The following is a 535-nucleotide window of genomic DNA, read 5'->3' as shown; positions in this document are numbered from 1 at the left end:
GCGCTCCTGTACACAAATGCCGCGGCGTGGCCGTCCGGGCCGGATGCGGCCGGACTGATGGAATGGGCCCGTCCGCTGACCCGGATGGCCAGCCATCTGGCGTTCGCGCTGGTGCTGGGAGCGCTGGTCTTCGGAGCACTGCTCCTGCCTGGCAGCCGGCCGGCCGAAGCCCTGACGACGGCCGTGGGCAAAGCGGCGCCCAAACCTGAACCGGAGCCGCCCGAACTGTCGGTGCACCCGGCATTCCGGCGGGTGGTGCACATAGCCGTTGCCGGTTCGGGACTGTGGGTGCTGTCCGCTGCCGTGTCCCTGACCCTCAGCTGTGCCGAGATCGGCCGCTGTGCGGCACCGGGGGACGGGGGTTTCGCGGGAGCGTTCCTCGCCTTCGTCTCTGCGACGGCGCTCGGACAGGGGTGGCTTGGCGTCCTGGTGATCGCCGCTGCCGTGCTGGTGCTGACCTGCGTGGTCCGGGCGCAGGCCGGTTTGGCCGCTGTGGCATTGGTGGCGGCTGCCGGCGTCGTACCGGTATCCCTGA

General features: G+C 71.0%; 1 pseudogene. It reads left to right on the top strand.

What is annotated here, in order from left to right:
* Positions 1-57: 57 nt before the first annotated feature.
* Positions 58-535 (top strand): annotated as a pseudogene (locus AC5RVV_RS17940) (hypothetical protein); the annotation flags it as partial.

Source organism: Arthrobacter sp. MDT2-34-1 (genome assembly GCF_059091365.1).
The sequence above is the reverse complement of the archived record's forward strand: the minus strand, read 5'-3'. Positions and strand labels throughout refer to the sequence as shown.